At 66.5% G+C, this 15743-nt stretch carries 11 protein-coding genes; 6 read left to right on the top strand and 5 right to left on the bottom strand.

Translation table 11 applies throughout. The annotated features are described in order from the left end of the window. Nucleotides 1-223 precede the first annotated feature (223 nt). A complete protein-coding gene (locus FZ983_RS06490; protein ID WP_149222758.1) occupies nucleotides 224-1612 on the bottom strand; it encodes a replication initiation protein in 1389 nt (462 codons plus the stop codon). Between the two features lie 714 nt (nucleotides 1613-2326). Further along, nucleotides 2327-3079, bottom strand: coding sequence for a TSUP family transporter (locus tag FZ983_RS06495; protein ID WP_149222759.1), 753 nt, complete (start codon nucleotides 3077-3079; stop codon nucleotides 2327-2329). A 118-nt stretch (nucleotides 3080-3197) separates the two neighbouring features. Here FZ983_RS06495 and gcvA point away from each other — a divergent pair, with 118 nt between their 5' ends. The 3 genes from gcvA (at nucleotide 3198) to FZ983_RS06510 (ending at nucleotide 6412) form a co-directional block, all read left to right on the top strand. Next, nucleotides 3198-4073, top strand: a complete 876-nt coding sequence (gene gcvA / locus FZ983_RS06500; RefSeq protein WP_149222760.1) for a transcriptional regulator GcvA — start codon at nucleotides 3198-3200, stop codon at nucleotides 4071-4073. 131 nt (nucleotides 4074-4204) lie between these two features. Further along, complete coding sequence (locus tag FZ983_RS06505; RefSeq protein WP_149222761.1) at nucleotides 4205-5416, top strand: MFS transporter; 1212 nt, start codon at nucleotides 4205-4207, stop codon at nucleotides 5414-5416. Nucleotides 5417-5443: 27 nt separating this feature from the next. Next, a complete protein-coding gene (locus FZ983_RS06510; protein WP_149222762.1) occupies nucleotides 5444-6412 on the top strand; it encodes an aldo/keto reductase in 969 nt (322 codons plus the stop codon). 66 nt (nucleotides 6413-6478) lie between these two features. On the opposite strand, the gene FZ983_RS06515 is transcribed toward FZ983_RS06510, so the two are convergent. Beyond that, nucleotides 6479-6685: a hypothetical protein gene (locus FZ983_RS06515; RefSeq protein ID WP_247883623.1), complete on the bottom strand. Its 207-nt coding sequence runs from the start codon at nucleotides 6683-6685 to the stop codon at nucleotides 6479-6481. 310 nt (nucleotides 6686-6995) lie between these two features. Next, the gene (locus FZ983_RS06520; protein ID WP_149222764.1) at nucleotides 6996-9257 is read right to left on the bottom strand and encodes a carbohydrate-binding domain-containing protein; all 2262 of its coding nucleotides are present in this window, start codon (nucleotides 9255-9257) and stop codon (nucleotides 6996-6998) included. A gap of 409 nt (nucleotides 9258-9666) precedes the next feature. Here FZ983_RS06520 and FZ983_RS06525 point away from each other — a divergent pair, with 409 nt between their 5' ends. Together FZ983_RS06525 and FZ983_RS06530 are read left to right on the top strand one after the other, a co-directional pair. Further along, entirely contained in the window at nucleotides 9667-10152 is a 486-nt protein-coding gene (locus tag FZ983_RS06525; protein WP_149222765.1) for a thioesterase family protein, read from the top strand. A gap of 219 nt (nucleotides 10153-10371) precedes the next feature. Next, nucleotides 10372-10797: an Lrp/AsnC family transcriptional regulator gene (locus FZ983_RS06530; protein ID WP_149222766.1), complete on the top strand. Its 426-nt coding sequence runs from the start codon at nucleotides 10372-10374 to the stop codon at nucleotides 10795-10797. A 42-nt stretch (nucleotides 10798-10839) separates the two neighbouring features. Here FZ983_RS06530 and pyk read toward each other — a convergent pair whose 3' ends face one another. Beyond that, complete coding sequence (gene pyk / locus FZ983_RS06535; protein ID WP_149222767.1) at nucleotides 10840-12264, bottom strand: pyruvate kinase; 1425 nt, start codon at nucleotides 12262-12264, stop codon at nucleotides 10840-10842. Between the two features lie 1010 nt (nucleotides 12265-13274). On the opposite strand from pyk, the gene FZ983_RS06540 reads away from it, so the two are divergent. Beyond that, nucleotides 13275-15659, top strand: coding sequence for a carbohydrate-binding domain-containing protein (locus FZ983_RS06540; protein WP_149222768.1), 2385 nt, complete (start codon nucleotides 13275-13277; stop codon nucleotides 15657-15659). The last annotated feature ends 84 nt before the right edge of the window (nucleotides 15660-15743 follow it).

Below are 15743 nucleotides of genomic sequence, written 5' to 3' on the forward strand. Positions count from 1 at the left end.
ATCGTTCTACAGCATCGTGCGTTTAATATGAAACGCACGATGCTGTAGCTTTATGTTTGGCGATCGGATTCACGCTCCAAATCGATTCCGATTTTACGCGATCCGATCTAGCTGGGCGCGCGCCTCCACGGTCATGGTGCAGCTGGGTGTTCATCGGCTCGGAAACGCGGGCTCGGAAACGGGACCGCCATATTGAGCAATGTAGCCCCCAAAGCCCCCATCCTTACGTCTCGGGGGAGGCCGCCTTCGCCACCTTCGCCTTTCGCGCCGCCACCTCGAAGGCCACGTCCTCGATCATCCCGGCGGTCAGCGAGGACAAGGCCGACTTCAGGCTCGGCCAGTGGTTCATGCGGGCGGTGTCGGCGACGGCGGCGTTCCTGGCCTTCAGGACGAGGCGGCGGCCGCCCTGGGGGGCTTCCTCCACCCGGTCCGGCTCCAGTTCGGCCAGCAGCGGGGCGGGGACCTTGCCTTTCAGGGCGTGCAGGACGGCGGCCCACAGGGCGGTCACGTCGTCGGCGTCGGGCAGCGGGCCGAGGTCGGCGAGGCCGGCCTCCACCGGATCGGCGGGGGCGACGGTGTCGACCTTGCCGATGCGCCGGGCGCGGCGGCCGGCGCTGTGGCGTTCGCGCTCCAGATAGGTCTCGGCCGCCTCCTCCTCGTCCTTGGCGTTGAAATCGAGGGTCACCGCCTCGATCTTGCGGCCTTTCCGCTTCATCTTGTCTTCGGGCATGCTGACGCGGAAGGGGGCGAGCTGGTTCACCTCGGAGATGGCGCGGTCGATGGTGCGGGTGCGCAGGATGCCAAAATCCTTGTAAGCGCCCTCCGGGACGTTCATCAGCTTGCGCAGCGTGTCGATGTCCAGTTCCAGCGACGGATAATCCATCTGGTAGCGCTGCATGCCGATCTCGTACAGCTTCAACGCGTAGGTGCTGGTGACCTTGACCATCGCCGGGCCGGACAGCTTGGCCCACAGCTGGGACGAGCGCTGGATTTCCAGGAAGGCGTCGGTGAACTGGAAATGGATGTCGGCGGCGTCGCTGTCCTCCTCCTCCTCCGGCCGGACATAGCTGGAGAGGATGCGCAGTTCGGCGCGCGACCGTCGGCCACGGAAGGGGCCGATGACCACCAGGCTGGAGTCGAAGATTTCCTTCAGCGCGTCGAAGATGCGCTCGTTGCCCTTGTGGTTGCCGCGCACCACGCGCTTGGGCAGGCGGTAGAGCTTGTTGGCGAAGTTCTGGCTGCCGGCCAGATGGATCATGAAATTCAGCATCTTCTGCGCCGGCAGCGACAGGCGCGTGCCGTTGGCGGGATAGCTGTAGACCGCCTCCGCCGCCTTGATCAGATGCTTGTAGCCGTCGCGCTCGAAGGTGGCGCTGGCGACGCGGGCGGTCAGCCCGGCGACCGGGGCCGCGGATTCGGCGGCAACAGACGGCAGGGTGGCGGTGGCGCCGTCGCCGTCGATCACCGCACCGCCGGCCAGATCCTCCGGCCCCAGCACCACAAGGCCGGGGGCGGCCTTTGCGGAACCGGCCGTGACGGGCACAGCCACGTCCGACGGGACGGACTCCTCCGCCACCGCACCGCGCGCCTTCCTGCGCCCCGTCCCCGCCATCGCAACCCTCCGCCAGAATCGCGTGAGGCTAAATCAATCCTTACCCCAAAAACAAGTAAGGAAAGGGTCGCGCCGCAGAATCCTGATCATCCTTACATCCTGGGGGCGGAACCCTTACGCCCCGGGGGGTGTGCGACTCGCCCCCACCCGGTAAGGCTGTTTCCCCCACCCTGTAAGGAAGATTCGCTGCGACTCGCGGACTCCTCTGGCTTTTCCCGCCGACGAATCCTCTTAAAAGGGAAAGGGAGTCGCAAACGCCTGCTAAGTGTCGGATCCGGCAACGCTTCCCAAGTGCGAATCTCACCCGAAGTCCCCCTCCGGCATCCTTACATCACCCGAATCGGCCCGACTCGATTCCGGAAAGCGTTCAGATGGAGCGTACTCTATCCTTACTCCCTGGGGGCGTTCGGCCATTTTTGCTGTCCGGTGGTCTATGGACCAGCGCCATCCTTACGGCTTGGGGGCACTCACGGCCAGATCCAGGCCCCCAAGAGGTAAGGATCTGCAGATTCTGGAGATCTGCGGGATCTGTCCAAGAGACATGTAAGGATCCACAAGGGCTTGAGAGCCCCCAGGATGTAAGGAAGCCCGCCCCCCAAGCCGTAAGGATCGGGAGACGGGCCGGTCGGTCACGGGTGGCCGGGATCCAGCCCCCATGCGGTAAGGATAGAGAACGGAGTTAATGATAAATAACTGATGTGAAATGATTTTCTCTCAGTGGACGGCCAGCAGGAACAGCCCCTGACCCAGATAGACGCTGGCGGTGCCCATCACCAGATAGCGGCTCCACAGGCGGAATTGCGCGTCGCTCATGCGGTCCAGCACGCGGCGGGAGAGATTCGTGCCGAGCAGCGCCATCACGACCGACATCAGGATCACCGTCGATTCCACCGTTCCATCCACGCCGCCGGCGACCAGCGGAGCGAAGTAAGCGATCTTCACAAGATGGCCGACCGACTGAATCGCGGCCTTGGTGGCGACCACGCTCTGGCGGGTCATGGCGCTGCGGATGAAGAAGACGTCCAGCAGCGGGCCGGAGATGCCGGCGACCAACTGCACCCCCATGCACAGGAAGCCGCCGACGAGGCCATGCAGCGGCTTCTGGGCATCCAGCGCCCAGCGCGCGGGCACCGCCAGCGCAAGGAAGGGCGTCAGCCCCAGAATCAGCAGCGACACCGCCCGGTCGGGAATGGCACCGGCCAGGGCGAACAGCAACCCGGCCCCGGATCCGCCCAGCGCGAAGCGCAGGATGACCGGCCAGACCACATGATGCCGCCACAGCCATGCCCGCCAGCCGTTGGAGGCGAACTGGGTCACGCCATGCAGCAGCATCGCCGACGGAACCGGCAGCAGGATCAGCAGCAGGCCCATCAACACCATGCCGCCGGCCATGCCGAACAGGCCCGACAGAAACGAGGTCACGAGAACGGTAAGGCCAAGCCCCACCATCAGCGGAAGCGTCAGCATGAATCAGCCCAAATGTCGGAGATCAGGCTGAAAATCTCGCATGCGCGCGGTTGCACGGCAAACGGCATTGTTCGATGCTCAGCCCCAGGAAAAGTTGGGGTCAAGTAAGGATGGACCGATGCGCCGTCTCCCCTCGTTGAACGGCCTGCGCGCGTTCGAGGCGGCGGCCCGCCATGGCAGCTTCACCGCCGCTGCGGCGGAACTGCACGTCTCGCAGGCCGCCGTCAGCCGGATGGTCAAGCTGCTGGAGGAGCGGCTGGGCTTTCCCTTGTTCGACCGCCGGGCCAACGCGCTGGTGCTGACCGAGCGCGGCCGGGCGCTTCAGCCGGCGCTGACCGAGGCGTTCGACGGCATCGCCCGGCGGGTGGAGCAGGTATCTTCGATGCGGGCCGGGCCGGTGCTGACGGTGGGCATGGGGGCGACGGTGGCGGTGCGCTGGCTGATTCCGCGTCTGTCCGGCTTCCACATCAGTCACCCGGAGATCGAGGTGCGGATCGCCACCGGCGGGGCAGGCGCGCCGATGAACGACGACTGGACCTGCGCCGTCCTGCTGGGCGACGGCCAATGGCCGGGCTATGAGGCGGAGCGGCTGTTCTCCTCCAGCCTGCAGCCGGTCTGTGCGCCGCGGCTGGCGGCGAAGCTGCGCAAGCCGGCGGATCTGGCCGGCGCCACCCTGCTGCACGTCTCCCATTGGGCGGAGGACTGGCCGCGCTGGCTCGCCGCCGCCGGGGTGGCGGAGGTGTCTTCGAAGGGGCTGTCCTTCGGCAGCTATGCCATGACCCTGCAGGCGGCCATCGACGGCGTCGGGGTGGCGCTGGCGCCGCGGCTCTACATCCTGGACGACATCGCCGCCGGGCGCCTTGCCACGCCGTTCGGGCTGGCGGTGCCGATGGTCCATGCCTGGTATCTGGTCCATCGCGCCTCCCGCCGGGAGGATGCCGGTTTCGCGCCCTTTCGTGACTGGCTCTATGCGCTGTGTGCCGAGGTGGAGTGAGCCCCCTTTGTCCTTTTGGCGCATGGCCGGGCGGCACAATTCACCGATGCGTCGCCTGCGGGTGCCGACATAGGGTGGCTGCTGTTTTCCCGTGTCCATTCCCGGCAGTCATGACCCTACAGGACCGCGCGATGCCGCCCACCGCTGTTCCCCATCCGGCTGAAGACGCCGCCCATCCCGCCCTGTCCCGCTCGCTCGTCATGCTGATGGCGCTGGCCTGCGGGGTGGTGGTCGCCAACATCTACTATGCCCAGCCGCTGGTCGGTCTGATCGGCCCGGCGGTCGGGCTGTCGCCGGAGACAGCGAGCCTCGTCGTCACCCTGACCCAGGTCGGCTATGGCGCCGGGCTGGTGCTGCTGGTCCCGTTGGGCGACCTGCTGGAGAACCGCCGGCTGGTGGTGGTGACGCTGTCCAGCACGGTGGCGGCGCTGCTGGTGGCGGCCGTCGCCCCGACCGCTTCGCTGTTCCTGGCGGCGGCCTTCCTGATCGGCGTCACCTCCGTCGCCGTGCAGATGCTGGTGCCGCTCGCCGCCCACATGGCGCCGGAGGCCTCGCGCGGGCAGGTGGTGGGCAACGTGATGAGCGGCCTGCTGCTGGGCATCCTGCTGGCCCGCCCGGTGTCGAGCCTGATCGCCGACAGCCTGGGCTGGCGGGCGGTGTTCGGCCTGTCGGCGGTGGCGATGGTCGGTTTTGCCGTGCTGCTGTGGCGGGTGCTGCCGCAGCGGCGGCCCACTGGGCAATCCAGCTATGGCGCGCTGATCGGCTCGCTCGGACGGCTTCTGGTGCGGACACCGGTGCTGCAGCGGCGGACCGTGTACCAGACCATGATGTTCGCCTCCTTCAGCCTCTATTGGACCTCCGTCCCGCTGCTGTTGATGGGGGCGCCCTTCCATCTGAGCCAGCGGGGGATCGCGCTGTTCGCCCTGTCGGGAGCGGCGGGAGCGCTGGTGGCGCCGGTCGCCGGCCGGATCGCAGACCGCGGCTGGACCCGGCCGGCGACCGGCTTCGCGCTGGCGATGGCGGCGCTGTCCTTTTTCGTGGCGAGAGCGGGGGAGGGATCGATCGCGCTGCTGGTGCTGGCCGGGCTGCTGCTCGACATGGGCGTGCAGATGAACATGGTGCTGGGGCAGCGCGCCATCTATTCGCTGGGGGCGGAGACTCGCAGCCGGATGAACGCCATCTATATGGCGGTCTTCTTCCTGGGCGGCGCTGCGGGCTCGGCGCTGGCCGGCTATGCCTTCGCCGTCGGCGGGTGGGAGCCGGTGACCTGGATCGGCTTCGCCTTTCCCGCACTGGGCCTGCTGTTCTACCTGACCGAATTCCGTGGGCGGCCTGCCGCCTGACCGGTGATCTTCAAAGGAGACGACGCAATGGATCAACGTCCGCTTGATCAACGCCCGCTGGGCCGCAGCGGCCTGACGGTGTCCCCGCTCTGCTTCGGCGGCAACGTGTTCGGCTGGACCGCCGACGAGGCGACCTCCTTCCGGCTTCTCGACGCCTTCGTCGATGCCGGCTTCAACTTCGTCGATACCGCCGACGTCTATTCGGCCTGGGCGCCCGGCAACACCGGCGGCGAGTCCGAGACCATCATCGGCAACTGGATGAAGAGCCGCGGCAACCGGGACCGCATCGTCCTGGCGACCAAGGTCGGGTCGGAGATGGGGCCGGGGAAGAAGGGCCTGTCGCCGGCCTGGATCCGCAGCGCGGTGGAGGATTCGCTGCGCCGGCTCCAGACCGACCGCATCGACCTCTACCAGTCCCACTGGGACGATCCCGCAACCCCGTTCGAGGACACGCTGGGGGCCTACAAGGACCTGATCGACCAGGGCAAGGTCCGCGCCATCGGCGCCTCCAACCTGACGGCGGCCCGCCTGCGCGAATCGCTGGAGGTCAGTGCCCGCACCGGCCTGCCCCGCTACGAGACCCTGCAGCCGGAATACAACCTCTACAGCCGCGAGGGCTATGAGGCGGAGCTGGAGGAGATCTGCCGGGAGAACGGGCTGGGTGTCATCAACTACTACTCTCTGGCCGCCGGCTTCCTGACCGGCAAGTACCGCTCGGCCGAGGATGCCGGCAAGAGCGCGCGCGGAAACGGGGTGGTGTCGAAATACCTGAACGACCGCGGCCGGGCGATCCTGGCGGCGCTGGACGAGGTCGCCGGCCGGCATGGGGCGACGCCGTCGCAGGTGGCGCTCGCCTGGCTGATCGCACGCCCCGGCCTGACGGCGCCCATCGTGAGCGCGTCGAAGCCCGAACAGATGGGCGACCTGATCGCCGCGGCGCATCTGCGCCTGGATGCCGAGGACATCGGACGGCTGGACCGCGCAAGCGCCTGCTAGCACGGACCGGCCGGCGCGGCAGGGCGAGGTTGGGCGCGGAGCGAAAAATCCCGTGCAGGGAGACCGTCAGCGGCGGACGACGCTGACCGAATGGGTCTTGGGAGCGGACTGGGAGGCGGAGCGGCCGGTGCGGGCGGCGATGGTGGCGCCCTGCAGGTTGCGCTGTCCGCGGCGCTGCTGCGCCAGTTCCACCTCGCGGCGGAAATTGGGGCCGAGCGCCTCATAGGCGGCCTTCAGCTCCGGGTCCTTCATCCAGGATTCATGTCGTTCCATGGTTTCCTCTTGAATTGGCTGGCCCTCGGCAGAACGCCGAACAAGCCTGCGGCATGCCGCCCGTGTCGAAGACGGTTCGGTGACGAGACATCCGATGTGTTTCACGGGATGGCTCCCGATGTCCTTTTTCAAGGCGGGGGCGGCATGACGAAGTGACAGGTTGGGGTGGTGAGTCTTGACTTCAAGATCCCTCCGGCGTCAGGCCGGGTGACTTTTCAAAAGCCTTAACGTCCTGCCTACCCCAAGGTTCCAGCCAACCCTTCCCCGGCCGCGGGTTCTAGTACCCGCGGCCGGGGATGGATCGAGAGGATCAGCCCAGCAGGCCGATGTCGCCGTAGGCGATGTGGTCGAAGCCCAGCCCGTAGACCGGCGAGTTCGCCGACAGGCTGAAATCGTCGGCACCCGGATTGACGAAGCCGGGATTGAGGATCACCGAGCCTTTGTCGTAGCCGGCGGCCTGCCAGTTCGACAGGGTGCCCCAGGCACCGCTCGACATCACCTGCGGCCAGGCGTCGAACTCCTTCTCGGCGGTGTTCAGGCTGCTGTAGAAGTTGTTGTGGAGGTTGCCGACACCGGCCGGGCCGTAGATGTGGACGGCGGTGCCCTCGCGCACGTCGATGACGTTGCCGGAGATGTCGTTGCCGCTCATCACCTTGCCCTTCCAGCCGCTCCAGGCGACATCCTGCTGGAGGCCGATCTGGGCGCCGCTGTTGCCGGCGATGACGTTCTCGGTGACGCTGTTGTTCCAGCCGCCATGCAGGAACACGCCTCCGATGTTGTCATGGACGACGTTGCCCTTCACCGTGGCGCCGCTGGTCCAGTCGTCGAGATAGATGCCCCAGCTCGCCACCTGACCCGAGGGGTTGGTCGCCGTGGTGCCGGACACGTCGTTGTTGACCACGGTGTGGCCGGTCAGGTCCTGCTGGCGGTTGATCAGGTAGATGCCGCCGCCGTCATTCGATTCCAGGTTGGCGTCGATCACCTTGTTGAAGGCGATGGTCGCGCGGTAGGTCGCGTCGCTGCCGTCCGTTTGGACCGAGCCGACGGCGATGGCCTTCTCCGGCGAATCCTCGATCTGATTGTGGGTGATCTTGACGTCGGAGCTGCCGTTGACCCAGATGCCGGCGTCGCCGCGGTCGGCGGCATTCGGATTCCGGATCAGGTTGTCGGAGACGACGGTGGCGTTGGAGCCGGCCTTGACGAAGACGGCCTCGGCACCGGTGCGGTCGAACTGGTTGCCGATGACCTTGCTGTTGGCGCTGTTCTGCACCGTGATGCCGTAACCGCCGCCCGTCACCGTGTTGTTGGCGAAGGTCAGGCCGGCGGCGTTGTCGGCGAAGACATAGTGGCCGCTTGCGACGCCATCGGTGAAGGTCAGGCCTTCGATGGTCACGTTCTTGGCCCCGCCGAGGCCGAAGGACACGGACGCCTGCGCGCTGCCGTGGATCACCGCCTTCTCGTTGCCGTAGCCGGAGAAGGTCACGCCGGAGTCCTTGGAGTCCAGCCAGACCACGTTCTGCAGGTAATAGTCGCCGCCGCGCACATAGGTGGTGTCGATATTGGCGTCGGCGCGCATCGCGGCCTGCGCCTTCTGCAGCGAGGCGAAGGGACCGTCGGTGCCGGCGGCATTGGGGGCGGCCAGCTTGCCCGACCAGCTGTCGTTGCCGTTCCTGGCGACGTAGAAGCCGGGTTCGGTCGGCGCCGGCACGGTGGGGGTAGGCGTCGGGGTCGGTGTGGGGGTCGGCGTCGGCGTGGTCGTGGTCGTGCCGGCCGGGAAGTCGGAGGCCGGGGCGTTCACCACCAGCGTGCCGTTCCACCACATCCCCTTCTGGCCGGCGATCACGTCCTTGCCGTCCAGCGCGCCCTTGTCATAGGTGACGGCGCTGCTGGTGGGCGAGTAGCTGTGGCCGTTGATGGTGATGCTGTTGACGTTCAGGCTGCGGTCCTGGCCGTTGATCACCGCGTCGTTGTCGTACTGGATCTGCACCTTGTGCGCCACCCGGTCGGCGGCGTCGGTGGTGAAGGTGAAATTCTTCGCGGTGGTGCCGGCGGTCCCCTCGCCGATCTGCTTGCCGTCGACCAGCACCTTGAAATGGGCGTTCACGCCGCCCGCCGGGGTGCCGGACGCATTCACCACGATGGTGTCCTTGGCCCCGGTGGTCGCCACGGGCGCCGCGGCCGCGGGGAAATAGCTCTTGTCGGCATTGACGACCAGCGTGCCGTTCCACCACAGGTTCGACTGGCCGGCGACGACGTCCCGGCCGTCGAGCGCGCCCTTGTCGTAGCTGACGATGCCGGCGGTGGGCGCGATCGTCTTGCCGCCGATGCTGATGCTGTTGACGGTCAGGCTGCGGTCCTGGCCGTTGATGACGGCGTCGTTGTCGTAGCGGATCTGCACCTTGTGCGCGGCGTCGGCCGTCAGCACGGGGGTGAAGACGAAATCCTTGGCCGTCGTGCCGGTGGTGCCCTCACCCACCTTCTGGCCATCGACCAGCAGGGTGAAATGGGCGTTCACGCCGCCTGCGGCCTTGCCCTGGGCGTTCACGACGATCTTGGAAGCGGATGTGGCCATCGGTTCGGTGTCCTCGCCTGATGGGCCCGACGGCTCCTTGCGGAGTTTGCGGGCCTGATGTCCGTTTTGGGCCTGAACCCGGGATGTGCGCGGAGGATGGCGAGGTCCCGGGGGATCTTTGTGTGATGTTTGCGCTAAAAACCGCGGAATCTGCGACAAATTGTGGGCGGCGATACTGTGCGCGGATTCCCGGCATCGTAGTGATTGCACTGCAGCATTTCCGCAACAGCAAGCGGAGTGAATATTGCGGCTTTCCCCTATTCCTGCAGGAAGCCGTTGAACGAAAGGTGCTTTTCCCGGATTGTTTGGGATAGACACAACTGTTTGCCGCCGGAAGAGACGCGGCTACCGCAACGGCCCGGCCACCCCATATGTCCGGAGCCAGTGCGGAACAAGGATTGATCGAGAGATGCACGAGTACAGCGAGCGGTCGCGCCGCCCTGAACAGAACCCCAGCCCCCGGCCTCTGCCGCCGGGCTGTTTCCGGATGCAGCGGCCCATTCGCTTTTCCCACTGCGATCCCGCCGGAATCGTCTATTTCCCGGTTTATTTCGACATGTTCAACGGGACGGTGGAGGACTGGTTCACCCAGGGGCTGGACATCGACTATGCGACGATGATCCTGCAGCGGCGGCTGGGTCTGCCGATCGTGCATGCGGAATGCGATTTCGTGATCCCCAGCCGCATGGGCGACACCCTGACGCTGGGAGTCCTGTTGGAGCGGCTTGGCCGCAGCTCCGTCAAGCTGCGCATCAACGGCGAGCATGAGGGGCAGGTCCGGCTGTCGGGCAGCCTGACGCTGGTCACCACCTCGCTGGACGATTTCGCCGCGGTGCCGATCCCCGACGACATCCGCGCCGCGATGGAACGCTATCAGGCGGGCTGCGAGGGTTAGGGGGGCGGTTGCTTTGACCTCCCTCTCCCGCGGTATCTCCCTCTCCCCCCCGGGGAGAGGGTCGGGGTGAGGGGGATGCACTGCGTGCCTTTCCCGATAAATTCTGCTACGCGCCCCCCTCACCCTAACCCTCTCCCCGGGGGGAGAGGGGATTATGCCCTCCCTCTCCCGGGACGGGAGAGGGCTTTACAAGTGCCCCACCCCCTGTGACGGACCTCCATGGACGACCTCGATCGCCGGCTGATCGACCTGTTGACGGTGAACGCGCGCACCAGCACGGCGGCGCTGGGCCGGGCGCTGGGGCTGTCGCGCTCCACTGTGCAGGACCGCATCGCCCGGCTGGAACGGCAGGGGGTGATCGCCGGCTATACGGTGAAGCTGGGCGACCCGGCGCCGCGCCGCGGCGTGTCGGCCCTGGTGATGATCAGCGTGAACGCCAAACTGGCCGACCGCGCCGTCCACGCCCTGCGCAAGATGCCGGAGGTGATCCGGCTGCACAGCATCAGCGGCCAATACGACCTGTGCGCCACCGTCGGCACCGAAACCCATGACGCGATGGACGCGGCGCTCGACACCATCGGCCGCCTCCCGGGGGTGGAGCGGACGATGTCGTCGATCGTGCTGTCGACGAAGATGGAGCGGTAGAAGACGGCGGAGCGGCGGCAGTGCCACCGCTCCGGTTCGTCCTCAGGCCTTCGCTTCCATCTGGATGACGCGCAGGTTGTTGGTGGTGCCGGCCTGGGCGAAGGGGATGCCGGCGACGACCACCATGGTGCCGGTCTTGCCGGCGAACTCCTCCGCCCGCGCGGTGGCGATGGCGCGGTCGACCATCTCCTCGTAGGTGCGGATGTCGTCCGACAGGATGCTGTGGGCACCCCACAGCAGGCAAAGCCGGCGCGACACCGCCGTGTCGGGGGTGATCGCCAGGATCGGCACCTCCGGCCGCTTGCGGGCGATGCGCGCCGCGGTGGTGCCGCTGGAGGTGAAGGCGACGATGGCCGAGGAATGCAGGCTGTTGGCCAGGTCGGCGGCGGCGGCGGCCACCGCATGGGGCGGGCTGTGCTCCTCGCCCGGATGGGTCGCCTGGATCAGCGAGTGGTAGAGCTTGTGCTGCTCGGTGGAGCGGATGATGCGGTCCATCATCGTCACCGCTTCGACCGGATATTGGCCGGACGCCGATTCCGCCGACAGCATCACCGCGTCGGCGCCGTCATAGATGGCGGTCGCCACGTCCGACGCCTCGGCCCGCGTCGGGGTCGGGGCGGAGACCATCGAATCGAGCATCTGGGTGGCGACGATCACCGGCTTCACCGCCAGGCGGCAGGCGCGCACCAACTCCTTCTGCCGGCCGGGCACGTCCTCGTGCGGGATTTCGACGCCGAGGTCGCCGCGCGCCACCATCACCGCGTCGGACAGGCGGATGATGTCGTCGATCCGCTCCAGCGCCTGCGGCTTCTCGATCTTCGCCATGATGCCGGCGCGGTCGCCGATCAGGCCGCGGCCCTCGATGATGTCACCCGGCTTCTGGACGAAGGACATGGCGACCCAGTCCACCCCCAGCTCCAGCCCGAAGGCGAGGTCGGCGCGGTCCTTGGAAGTGAGGGGCGACAGATCCAGGATGGTGCCCGGCAGGTTGACGCCCTTGCGGTTGGAGATGGTGCCGCCGACGACGACGCGGGCCTCGATCCAGTCGTCGCCCAGTTCGACCACCTCGACGCGGACGCGGCCGTCGTCGATCAGCAGATGGTGGCCCGGCATGATGGCGGCGAAGATTTCCGGGTGCGGCAGCGGAATCGACCGCTTGTCGCCGTCGCTGCCCTGCAGGACGAAGCGGATCCGCTCGCCGGTGGCGACGGCGATCTTGCCGTCGCGGATGGTGCCGACGCGGATCTTCGGCCCCTGCAGGTCCTGCAGGATGCCGATGGGACGGCCGACCTCCGCCTCCAACTCGCGGATGGCGCGGTGGACCTTGGCGTGGTCGTCGTGGGTGCCATGGCTGAAGTTCAGCCGGAAGGTGTCGACGCCGGCCAGGAACAGGGTCTTCAGCATCTCGGGCGAGTTGCTGGCCGGTCCGACGGTGGCGACGATCTTGGCGCGGCGATGACGGCGCATATGGTTCCGGCCGCGGGGGCCGTCCTCTGTTGGCTGGGCCGTCCGGTGCGCCGGCACAAGCGGCTGCCACCTTGGGAGGACGGCGGGGTGACTGGTCCGCAATGCAACAGCCGGGGCGGGCAACCGTTCGGGTGGCGCCTGACGACCGTTCGCGTGCCATACCAAGGTGTCGCCATTGCCGCCGGAAAGCAAGGCGGCTCACGGAGTTAGAGTTCTTCCAATCGTTCGTGGAGGTCCTCGATGGCGCCGATGCGGGCCGTCCCGCCTCGCCGGTCAGCGGAATCAGCTTGGCGGCGAGCGCATGGCCGCGCAGCAAGTTCGATGCCTGCCCGTCCCATCTGTTCGATCGGCCATCCACGCCGGAGTTTGCCCGGTTCATCGGCATGGTCGGGGCGTGCCGGCCGGCGCGCCCGCACTCCATCGTTGCCTTATCCCTGCCCCGCCCCGTACGCCCATACGTGCGGGGTGCTCTCATGTCTGCGAATGATAGGAATATTATCTGTTAAAGAAGCCATTAACGTTGCTGCCGGGTCGCCTTGCTCGATCACGATTCTTAACCTTTTTGCGTACGCGAAAGGTCGGTTGCGACTTCGAATTACCCCCATGGCCGTACCTCAGCGCGTTAGGTTAAGGGCCAATCGTGCACTCGGACGAATAAGTATTTTTGACAATTATCGGTCGCTGTTCGGCGGACACGTGAAACTATAATTCCGAAAGCGCGTGGAGCTTCCTAGTAGATGGATCTATGTCTTTCGAGATTGTCTTGTCAGGTTTTTGCCTTCTAAAGCTGATATTGTGTCTTTGAAGGAAAGACTGATAGCAGTCTGGCGATCCCTGTGACCATGATGGGATATAGTTGCCGAACGTAGCCCATCCCCCTTGACCGCCCCTGTGACCGGCCGAGCCAAATTTGCCACAAGGTTCGAGAAAACTTAACCGGATTTGGAAAGGTTTCGTTAACCATTGGAACGCCAGCATGGCTTCAACGAAACGGACATAGGATCGAAGTCATGAGCACGACCACCACGCCGAGCAAGATCGTCGTCAACGCCTACGGCCAGTCCGCGGACGGTGTCGCGCCGAATTTCAAGCTGCTGGTGGATGGTCAGGAGGTCGGGACGGCCAATGCGGCGACCGCCTCGTCGAAGGCCTACAGCTTCACTGCCGACCTTGCGGCCAATACGGCGCACAGCGTCCAGGTCGTTTACGACAACGACACCGTGACCGGCGCAAGTCGCGACCTCTACGTCCAGTCGATCGAGGTGAACGGCCACACGCTGCAGCCGACCGATGCCATCTACGAACGCTATGACGATGCTGCCCCGGCGCCGACCCAGGCCGGCCAGGAAGCCATGTGGTGGGACGGCGCGCTGACCTTCAGCACCCCCGCCAGCTACTACACCGCGGCCCAGACCGCCGCCCCGGCCGCCCCGGCCGCCGGCACCGCGCAGAACGTCATCGCCGTGAATGCCGCCGGCACTGCCGCGGCCGGCGAGGGCGCGCACTTCACCGTGCTGGTCGACGGCAAGGAGATCGGCAAGGGGATCGCCGACAGCGCCGAAGCCAAGGAATTCAAGTTCACCGCCGATCTGGCCCAGGGCGCAGCCCATTCGGTCGAGGTGAAGTACGACAACGACGCCATGGTCGACGGTGCCGACCGCAACCTGTACGTCCACAGCGTCAGCGTCGACGGCAAGGCCGTTGCGGCGACCGACGATGCCGTGTCGGTCCTGCGTGAAGCCGACGGTGCCGACCTCGGCGCCACCACCGACCTCTATTGGAACGCTACGCTGACCGCGAAGCTGGATGCCAGCCACTTCAACGCCTCCACCGGCGACGCCGGCGGCGATACCGGCACCACCGACGGCGGCACCACCGACGGCGGCAGCACCGACAGCGGCAAGGGCGGCAGCGCGGGGGGCTCCACGGGGGGCTCCGCCGGCAACGGCAGCACGCCGTCGGTCAAGGTGGGCAACGTCACCGTCGCCGATCCGGGCATGGTGGAGAGCCAGAGCAGCGGGTCGATCAACGGCTTCCTGAGCACCAAGGGCAACCAGATCGTCGACGAAAGCGGCAACAACGTCCGCCTGACCGGCGTCAACTGGTTCGGCGGCGAGGGCTACAACTACGTGCCCGCCGGCCTGTGGGCCGACAGCTACCAGGGCCACATCGACAGCATGAAGGGCCTGGGCTTCAACGTCATCCGCCTGACCTGGGCGGACGACATGTTCGACAGCGAGGCCGTCACCAACGGCATCGACTATTCGAAGAACCCGGACCTGAAGGGCCTGACCCGGCTGGAGGTCTATGACAAGGTCATCGATTATGCCGGCAAGGTCGGCATGAAGGTGATCCTCGACCACCACCGCAACGACGGCGGCGCCGGCACCAACGAACACGGGCTGTGGTACACCGACAAGAACCCGGAATCGAAGGTCATCGAAAACTGGAAGATGCTGGCCAAGCACTATGCCGGCAACGAGGCGGTGGTCGGCGCCGACCTGCACAACGAGCCGAGCGTGTCCGCCACCTGGGGCGGCAACCCCGCCACCGACTGGGCCTCGGCCGCCGAGCGCATCGGCAACGCCATCCAGTCCGTCAACAAGGACTGGCTGATGCTGGTCGAAGGCACGGAGTGGAGCAGCACGCTGGCCGGCGTGAAGGACCGCCCCATCGAGTTCGACGTGCCGAACAAGCTGGTCTATTCGCCGCACGCCTACGGCCACAGCGTCGGCAACTTCAGCTGGCTGCAGGACTCGAACTTCCCCAACAACCTGCCGGCCCAGTACGACGGCATGTGGGGCTACATCTACAAGAACAACATCGCCCCCGTGCTGATCGGCGAGTTCGGCGGCCAGATGAACAGCGCCGCCGAGCAGACCTGGGCCAACGCCTTCGTCAAGTATCTGAACGGCGACTGGGATCTGGACGGCAAGAGCGACCTGCCGGCCGGCCAGCAGGGCATGAACTGGACCTACTGGGCCTGGACGCCGGAATCGGGCGACGTGGGCGGCCTGCTGCAGGACGATTACAAGACCATCGACTCGAACAAGATGAACATCATCAAGGCGGGTCTGGCGTCCGGCACCGGCAGCTCCGGCACCGTGGCGGGCAGCGACGAGGCGGTCTTCACCGTGCAGCTGGCCAACGCGGTCACCACCGCAACCACCATCGACTATTCGACCGAGGACGGCACGGCCAAGGCCGGGTCGGACTACACCGCCGCCAGCGGCAGCCTGACCTTCCAGCCGGGCGAGACCACCAAGACCGTCACCGTCCACATCAACGGCGACAATTCGGGCAATGAAGGAACGGAGAACTTCCTTCTGAACCTGACCCACGGCAACACCAGCATCGGTGCCGCCACGGGCTACATCACCGATCTCGCGGCGTAAGCTCTCCCGCGAGGACAGCACTGCAAGACGGGGCCGATCCGCGTCGCCAAAGGCGCGGGTCGGCCCCTTTTGCATTTTTCAGGG

The sequence above is a fragment of the Azospirillum sp. B21 genome (genome assembly GCF_008364825.1).
Taxonomy (GTDB): domain Bacteria; phylum Pseudomonadota; class Alphaproteobacteria; order Azospirillales; family Azospirillaceae; genus Azospirillum.

Coding starts and splice junctions, on each gene's coding strand:
- FZ983_RS06490 (WP_149222758.1), bottom strand. CDS start 1,612: ATGGCGGGGACGGGGCGCAGGAAGGCGCGCGGTGCGGTGGCGGAGGAG.
- FZ983_RS06495 (WP_149222759.1), bottom strand. CDS start 3,079: ATGCTGACGCTTCCGCTGATGGTGGGGCTTGGCCTTACCGTTCTCGTG.
- gcvA (WP_149222760.1), top strand. CDS start 3,198: ATGCGCCGTCTCCCCTCGTTGAACGGCCTGCGCGCGTTCGAGGCGGCG.
- FZ983_RS06505 (WP_149222761.1), top strand. CDS start 4,205: ATGCCGCCCACCGCTGTTCCCCATCCGGCTGAAGACGCCGCCCATCCC.
- FZ983_RS06510 (WP_149222762.1), top strand. CDS start 5,444: ATGGATCAACGTCCGCTTGATCAACGCCCGCTGGGCCGCAGCGGCCTG.
- FZ983_RS06515 (WP_247883623.1), bottom strand. CDS start 6,685: ATGGAACGACATGAATCCTGGATGAAGGACCCGGAGCTGAAGGCCGCC.
- FZ983_RS06520 (WP_149222764.1), bottom strand. CDS start 9,257: ATGGCCACATCCGCTTCCAAGATCGTCGTGAACGCCCAGGGCAAGGCC.
- FZ983_RS06525 (WP_149222765.1), top strand. CDS start 9,667: ATGCACGAGTACAGCGAGCGGTCGCGCCGCCCTGAACAGAACCCCAGC.
- FZ983_RS06530 (WP_149222766.1), top strand. CDS start 10,372: ATGGACGACCTCGATCGCCGGCTGATCGACCTGTTGACGGTGAACGCG.
- pyk (WP_149222767.1), bottom strand. CDS start 12,264: ATGCGCCGTCATCGCCGCGCCAAGATCGTCGCCACCGTCGGACCGGCC.
- FZ983_RS06540 (WP_149222768.1), top strand. CDS start 13,275: ATGAGCACGACCACCACGCCGAGCAAGATCGTCGTCAACGCCTACGGC.